This is a genomic window from Phenylobacterium sp. (assembly GCF_036677185.1).
In the GTDB taxonomy this organism is placed as follows: domain Bacteria; phylum Pseudomonadota; class Alphaproteobacteria; order Caulobacterales; family Caulobacteraceae; genus Phenylobacterium.
Window position 1 is genome coordinate 211,681 of record NZ_JAKFEN010000018.1, and the last position, 7,230, is coordinate 218,910.

Consider the following 7,230-nt stretch of genomic DNA (forward strand, 5'->3'; position numbering starts at 1 on the left):
TTAGGCCGCGCTCGCGCCCATCTGCGGGGCGGGCACGGAGACGCCGGCCTCGGTGTATTCCTTCAGCTTGTTGCGCAGGGTGCGGATCGAGATCCCCAGGATATTGGCCGCATGGGTGCGGTTGCCCAGGCAATGGCTGAGGGTGTCGATGATCAGCTGCTGCTCCATCTGAGCCACGGTCTGGCCGACGAAGGCGCGGGTGACGGCTTCGGCGGCCACGGCGGCGTGGGACGCCGCGCGGCTGGCCATGTCCGGCGGGGCCAGGGGCTGGCCGTCGGGCAGGCGGATGGCGGTCTCCTCGATCTCCGGACCCGACGCCATCAGCACCGCGCGGTGCATGGCGTTCTCCAGCTCGCGGACGTTGCCGGGCCAGCGATGTCCGGCCAGGCGGCGCTTGGCCTCGGCCGAGAGCGGCCGCTCGGGCGCGGCGTTGGCCTTGGCGTACTTCTTCACGAAGAACTCGGCCAGCGCGACCACGTCGCCGGGGCGCTCGCGCAGGGGCGGCAGGCGCAGGTTCACGACGTTCAGGCGGTAGAGCAGGTCTTCCCGGAACGTCCCGTCCTTCACGGCCTGGGCCAGGTCGCGGTTGGAGGTGGCCAGGATGCGGATGTCGACCTTGACCGGCCGCGAGCCGCCCACGCGATCGATCTCGCGTTCCTGGATGGCGCGCAGCAGCTTGGCCTGCAGGCGCGCGTCCATCTCCGAGATTTCGTCCAGCAGCAGGGTCCCCCCCGAGGCCTCCTCGAACTTGCCGATCCGGCGGGCCACGGCGCCGGTGAAGGCGCCTTTCTCGTGGCCGAAAAGTTCGCTCTCCAGGAGGTTCTCGGGGATGGCGGCGCAGTTGACCGAGATGAACGGCCGGCTGGCGCGCCGGGACTTCTGGTGGACGTAGCGGGCGACGACTTCCTTACCCGACCCGCTCTCGCCGGTGATCAGGATGGAGGCCTCGGACGGGGCGACCTGGTCGGCGACCGCGAGGATGGCGGTCATGGCCGGATCGCGCACGATCATCGGCTTGTCGTCATCAGACACCGCGGCCAGGACGGCGGCGATCATCTCGGCGTCCGGCGGCAGGGGAATGAATTCCTTGGCGCCCGCGCGGATCGCGTCGCCGGCCTTCTTGGCGTCGGCGTCGACGCCGCAGGCCACCACCGGCACCCGGATGCGTTCGGCCTCGTTGGCCTCGATCAGGGCGGCGATGTCCAGCTCATAGTCGACCAGCAGCAGGTCGGCGCCCTGACCGGCGCGCAGGGCGTGGGTGGCCGCGGCGATGGTCTCGACGTGACTCACCTTGGCGCCCGCCGCCATCGCCATCTTCACGGCGGTGGAGAGCTGTCCGTTCAATTTACCGACGACCAGAAGCCGCATACTCGTATCTCCCTTCGACGCTCAGGCTTCAGGCCTGGGCGTCGCCGTCCTTGATGATTTCCGTCATGGTCACGCCCAGGCGGTCGTCGACGATGACGACCTCGCCCCGGGCGACCAGGCGGTTGTTGACATAGATGTCGATGGCCTCGCCGACCTTGCGGTCCAGGTCGAGCACGCTGCCGGACTGGAGCTGGAGGAGCTGGGCGACCGACATGCTGGCGCGGCCGAGCACGGCGGAGATCGAGACCGGAACGTCGTAGACGGCCTGCAGATCGGTGCCGGTCTTCTCCTCCATCTCGATGGACATCTCGGCCATCGGGGCTTCGGAAGGCGCGAATTCGTCGAGCTTGAGTTCGGTGTCGGACATGGCTGTCAGCTCTCGCTTCCGGGAATGAGGGGTTCGGCGTGCAGGCCCTCGGCGGCGAGCGCCGCGTCGAGAGCGGCGGCCACGCGGGCGGCGGCCGCAGCGGGGTCGAACGCCGCCGCGCCGTCGCCGAAATCGAGGGTGAAGGCGGCGGGCGCCATGCCGGGCGCCGAGCGCACCTGGATCGCGCCGCCGTAGCCGATGGCCTGGGCGGCCTCTTCGAGCACGGCCTGGAGGTTCTCGGCCAGGTCGGGGGCGGCGGCGACCATCAGGCGCGGCGCGGCCTCGATCTCGCGGGCGAGGTTCTCCATGGCGGCTCGGATCGGGGCCTCGGGGAACTTGGCGAGCGCCGCGTCGGCGATGGCCTTGCCGCAGGCGAGCGCCAGCTCGGCCGAGCCTACCCGGTGGTCATGGGCCACGCCCGCCAGCTTGGGTAAGGCGGCGCTGACCGATGCGGCGACACTGGAGAGCGCCTGGGCCTGGAGGGCGGCCATGGAGGCCAGCGCCTGGGCCTCGCCCTCGCCGAAGGCCAGGGCGCGGACCTGCTCGACCTCTTCGATCGTGAACAGGCGCTTGGGCCGCGGCGGGGCGTAGGCGACGTCGCCCGCGCCGTCGAACACGGTGTCGAAGCCGAACCTCTGGTGGGGTGCGTCGGCCATCAGTAGATCAACTCATCGTCGCCGCCGGAGCCGGCCAGCATGATCTCGCCCTTGGCGGCGAGGTCCTTGGCGACCTGGACCATGGCCATCTGGGCCTGGTCGACGTCGCGCAGGCGCACGGGGCCCATGCTCTCCATGTCCTCGCGCATGATCTTGGCGGCCCGTTCGGACATGTTGGAGAAGAACATCTCGCGCAGGCCGTCCGAGGCGCCCTTGAGCGCCAGGGCCAGCTGGTCCTTCTCGCAGCCGCGCAGCAGGGTCTGGACCCCGCCGGGATCGAGCTTGCTGAGGTCCTCGAAGACGAACATCAGGGCGCGGATGCGCTCGGCGCTCTCGCGGTTGCGTTCCTCCAGGGCGGCGATGAAGCGCGCCTCGGTCTGGCGGTCGAAGGCGTTGAAGATGTCGGCCATCATCTCGTGGCTGTCGCGCTTGGAGGTGCGCGCCAGGTTGGACATGAACTCGGTCCGCAAGGTCTGTTCGATCTTGTCCAGGATCTCGCGCTGCACCGGCTCCATGCGCAGCATGCGGGTGACGCATTCCAGCGCGAAATCCTCTGGCAGGGCGGCCAGGACGCGGGCGGCGTGCTCGGACTTCACCTTGCTCAGCACCACCGCGACGGTCTGCGGGTATTCGTTCTTCAGATAGTTGGCGAGCACGGCCTCGTTCACGTTGCCGAGCTTGTCCCACATGGTGCGGCCCGCCGGACCGCGGATCTCCTCCATGAGGGTGTCGACCTTGTCCGCCGGCAGGAAGGCGGCCAACAGGCGTTGGGTCTGTTCGAACGACCCCATGATCGCGCCTGCGCCCGACATGCCGGAGATGAAGTCCACCAGGAGCTGCTCGACCACCGATGCCGAGACGTTCCCGAGGCCCGCCATGGCCTGGGAAATCTCCTTGATCTCCTCCTCGTCGAGCTGTTGCCAGATGGTGCCGTGATCCTCGCCGAGCGCGAGCAGGATCACCGCGGCCTTTTCGGGGCCGCTCAGCCGGGCTGGATCGCTGATGGTTTTGAGCCTGGCGTTCATGTGGTCTCATGCAGCCAGGTGCGCAGGAGCGAGACCGACTCCTCCGGATGGTTGTCGACGAACTCGGCGACCCGCTTGACCGAGGAGGCCTTCACCTGGCCCTCGATGCGGGCGATGTCGATGCGCTGCTCCAGTTCGTTGCCGGGGCCGGGCAGGGCCAGGGGCTGGCCGGTGTTGGGATCGACCTGGACCTGCATCTGCTGGCCGTCAGTGGTGGTCACCACCCGGGTCATGCCCGGGCCGGCCGCGGTCAGATGGGACAGGGAGCGGCCGCCGCCACCGCCCCCGCCGCTGTTGCGCAACAGCGGGCGGACCACGAACAGCATCATCAGGATGGCGACGAGGGCCAGGATCGCCAGCTCCACGGCGCGCATGATGTCGTTCTTGTCGAAGCCCATCAGCGGATTGGCCGCTTCGGTGCCGCCGGCGTCGGCGACGGTGGGGAAGCGGACATTGACCACCGTGACTTGGTCGCCACGGTCGGCGTTGTAGCCGACGGCGGTGCGGACCAGCTGCTCGATACGGGCCATCTCCTGGGCCGAACGCGGGGTGTAGGCGCCGGGCTTGCCGTCGGCGCCGGCGGCCGTGGCGCCGTCAATGGCCACGGCGACCGACAGGCGCTTCACCTGGCCGGGCTCGTTGACCTCGGTTCGCGTGGTCTTGGAGATCTCGTAATTGGTGGTGGAGGTCGTGGTGGCGCTGGTGGAGCCCGTCAGGCCCTCGTCATTGGCGCCGGCGCCGCTGGGGATATTGGCGCTGGCCGAGACGCCGCCGTTGGCGTCGGCCGCGTTCTCCTTGGCGCTCTCCTCATTGGTCGATTCCGAGCGGATCACCTGGCCGTCCGGATCGAAGGTCTCCTGCTGGACGGTGACCCGGGCGAGATCGAGATCGGCGGTGACGTTGACCCGGGCCTTGCCGGTCCCGACCACGCCCTCGACCAGACCCTTGACGGTCTTGGCGATGCGCTGCTCGACCTCGCTGCGGCGGCCGTCGGCGGCCTGGCCCGCGAAGCCGTCCTCGCCCGCCGAGAGCTGCTTGGCGTGCTGGTCGACCACGGTGACGCGGCCGGGCTTCAGGTTCGGCACGGCGCTGGCGATCAGGTTCTGGATGGCCTGGACCTGGTCCTGGCTGGGCTCGCGCCCGCCCACGCCCAGGGTGACCGAGGCCGAAGGCTGCTCGGCCTCCTCTTCGAAGAGCTGGCGCTTGGGCAGGACCAGGTGAACGCGGGCCGAGGCCACGCCGTCCAGGCTCTGGATGGTGCGGGCGAGTTCCCCTTCCAGGGCGCGCTGGCGGTTGAGCTGCTGGACGAAGTCCGTCTGGCCCATGGTGTTGCCGCCGTCGAATATCTCGTAGCCCACCGAGCCGGAGGTCGGCAGGCCCTTGCCCGACAGCATCAGGCGCGTCGCGGCGACCTCGTCGCGCGGGACCATGATGGTGGAGCCGTCGCCCTTGACCTCGTACTTCACGCCGCCCTGGTCGAGGGCCGCGGTGATCGAGCCGGCTTCCTTCAGGTCGAGGTTCGAATAGAGCAGCGCCTTGGGCTCGCCCAATCCCATGGTCAGGGCGAACAGCGCCGCGGCGACGCCCGCTCCGATCCCCAGGATGGCCGCCAGCCGTCCGATTCCGAACTTCTGCAGGGCGGCGACGAAGCTATTCAACGCGGGCGTCCTTCCCGAGATACGCGGGACGAACGCTGAAAGCCGCCCGCCGCTAGGCAGGATTTACCCAGTGCTTGGTAAACGACGCGTTTAAGGTCGTGGTGAAGGCTGCGGCAAATCGTACTGAATTTATTCAGTAACCTTTATTTTCGCCTCGGGCGGAGCGGGCCGGCGTTCATGAATTCCAGCCCGTGGGCCCGAATCAGCCGCTCCAGGGACTGAGGACACCCCAGAACCACAGCACCACGGCGAAGGCGGAATAGAGCAGCACCGTCACCGAGAAGGCGAGTTTGCGCAGTGGCGTCCAGGAGTCCACCCGCCGGCCGCCGCGCCAGATGGCCGGCAGCAGGAGCAGGGTCGCCAGGGTCAGGGCCGCGGCGACCAGGGCGCAGGCCGAGGCGATGAACAGGAACGGTCCCGGCCAGCCGTACATCACATTGGCCACGTCGCCGGTCCGCGAGAGCCAGAGGCCGAACAGGATCAGCATGGTCAGCCACAGGGCGGCCTGGATGTTCTGGATCAGGCTGGCGCGGCTCTGCACCGGGGTCTCGCGGAACTCCCGGCGGTTGCGCAGGAAGATGCCGGCCAGGGTCGCGGCCGCCGCGACGCCGGTGAGGATCGCCAGGGTCAAGGCCGTGGAAGGATTTTTCCAGAATCCGGCCCGCTCGAAGGTCTGGCCGCCGCCGCCGGTCTGGAAGCTCTGCGCCCGGCCGTCGGACATGGAGAAGGCCAGCCGGTTCGCATCGGTCGTGGAGATGAAGCGGCCCCCGGCGAGATCGCCGTCCGGAACCCAAGTGTGCGCGCCGTTGAAGCCGGACGTCACCAGCCGTCCGCTGTTGTCCACCCGCACGGTCATGCCGGTGGTCACTAGGCCGACGATGGACTCAAGGCCGCGATAGGCCCGGCGCGTGCCGACGAAGTAGCCCTCGAAGTCCCGCGCCCGATCCTTCAACGCTTCGGAGCCCGGGCGCGGATAAACCTGCGGCGGTGTGTAGAACTGGCCGACCACCTGGTCGGCGAGCCCGTGGGCGAGGTCGCCGCCGGTGTCGGTGTTGGTGCTGACGAAGATGCCGAGCCTGAGGTCGGGGACCACCACCATGTTCGAGTGGAACGACAGGGTGCCGCCGTCGTGGCCGAAACCGCGGCGGCCTCCCTGCAGGTTGTAGTCGATGAATCCGTGGCGCCAGCCGTTGATCCCGGCCGGGGTCTTGCGCAGCGGGGTGCGGAAGGCCTGCGCCGCGCCGGGGCCATAGATGGTCGCGCCGTCGATCACGCCGCCGTTCAGCAGGAGTTGCATGTAGCGGGCCATGTCGCCGGCCGTGGACGAGGCCGAGCCGGCGGGGGCGATGTGGCCGATATATTCGAACGGCCGCGCCTCGAAGCCGCTAGGCGTCCAGCGGTAGCCCTGGGAGATCTGGCCGGCCAGGCGATCGGGGATGGCGCCGGCAATGCCGGCCTTCGGCTCGTGCGGCTCACGGAAGCTGGTGTTGCGCATGGCGGCCGGCAGCAGGATGGATTCCTCGATCAGTCGCTCGAAGGGCTTGCCCGAGACGTAGGACACCGCCTCGCCGGCCAGGGCCGCGCCGTAGTTGGAATAGCTGGAGACCTCGCCCGGCGCGCGGACCCGGCGCGGACGTTCCTGCCGCAGGTACTCGTCCATCGACCGTTCGCGGGCGAAGCTTCGCTCGAACAGATGGCCCAGGGCGCGGTCCTCGAAGCCCGGCGAGTGGTCCATGAGGTTGACGATTCGCACCGGCGTGCGGAAGCCCTGGTCGCGGATCTGCAGCTGTTCGGGCAGGTAGAGATTGACCGGGGCGTCCTTGCGGATGCGGCCGGCCTCGATCTCCTTCATCAGGGCGATCCAGGTGAAGGTCTTGGAGATCGAACCGATGCGGAACAGCGTCGCGTCGGGATCGACCTTGCGGGCGGGGCTGAGGCTGGCGAAGCCGTAACCCTTCTTCAGCACCACCTGGCCGTTCTGCACCACCGAGACGGTGACGCCGGCGATGTGGTCGCGGGCCATGGCGCTGCGCACAACGCCATCGACGAAGGCCTCGAGCTCGGCCGGGGGCAGGGTCTCGGCGGGGCCCAGGCGCGCGCCGCTGGCGGTGACCGGCAGGGCGGCGACCACGCCGATCGGCGCCGCGGACGTCGCC

General features: G+C 69.3%; 6 protein-coding genes. All 6 read right to left on the reverse strand.

Annotated elements, in window-relative coordinates:
• Complete coding sequence (gene flbD, locus V6M51_RS09470) at positions 1 to 1,368, reverse strand: sigma-54-dependent transcriptional regulator FlbD (protein ID WP_332766616.1); 1,368 nt, start codon at positions 1,366 to 1,368, stop codon at positions 1 to 3.
• Positions 1,369 to 1,396: 28 nt separating this feature from the next.
• The gene (gene fliN / locus V6M51_RS09475) at positions 1,397 to 1,735 is read right to left on the reverse strand and encodes a flagellar motor switch protein FliN (RefSeq protein WP_332766618.1); all 339 of its coding nucleotides are present in this window, start codon (positions 1,733 to 1,735) and stop codon (positions 1,397 to 1,399) included.
• 5 nt (positions 1,736 to 1,740) lie between these two features.
• A complete protein-coding gene (locus tag V6M51_RS09480) occupies positions 1,741 to 2,391 on the reverse strand; it encodes a flagellar assembly protein FliH (RefSeq protein ID WP_332766620.1) in 651 nt (216 codons plus the stop codon).
• On the reverse strand, positions 2,391 to 3,416 hold the full coding sequence (gene fliG, locus V6M51_RS09485) for a flagellar motor switch protein FliG (protein ID WP_254836219.1): 1,026 nt from the start codon (positions 3,414 to 3,416) through the stop codon (positions 2,391 to 2,393). The genes V6M51_RS09480 and fliG overlap by 1 nt, the downstream gene beginning before the upstream one ends.
• Positions 3,413 to 5,074: a flagellar basal-body MS-ring/collar protein FliF gene (gene fliF, locus V6M51_RS09490; RefSeq protein ID WP_332766622.1), complete on the reverse strand. Its 1,662-nt coding sequence runs from the start codon at positions 5,072 to 5,074 to the stop codon at positions 3,413 to 3,415. The genes fliG and fliF overlap by 4 nt, the downstream gene beginning before the upstream one ends.
• A 202-nt stretch (positions 5,075 to 5,276) precedes the next feature.
• A partial coding sequence (locus tag V6M51_RS09495; RefSeq protein ID WP_332766623.1) for a serine hydrolase domain-containing protein occupies positions 5,277 to 7,230 on the reverse strand: 1,954 nt, incomplete at its 5' end.

What these genes read in the sequence shown, in the direction of transcription:
- flbD (WP_332766616.1), bottom strand. Translation starts at nt 1,368, where the DNA reads ATGCGGCTTCTGGTCGTCGGTAAATTGAACGGACAGCTCTCCACCGCC.
- fliN (WP_332766618.1), bottom strand. Translation starts at nt 1,735, where the DNA reads ATGTCCGACACCGAACTCAAGCTCGACGAATTCGCGCCTTCCGAAGCC.
- V6M51_RS09480 (WP_332766620.1), bottom strand. Translation starts at nt 2,391, where the DNA reads ATGGCCGACGCACCCCACCAGAGGTTCGGCTTCGACACCGTGTTCGAC.
- fliG (WP_254836219.1), bottom strand. Translation starts at nt 3,416, where the DNA reads ATGAACGCCAGGCTCAAAACCATCAGCGATCCAGCCCGGCTGAGCGGC.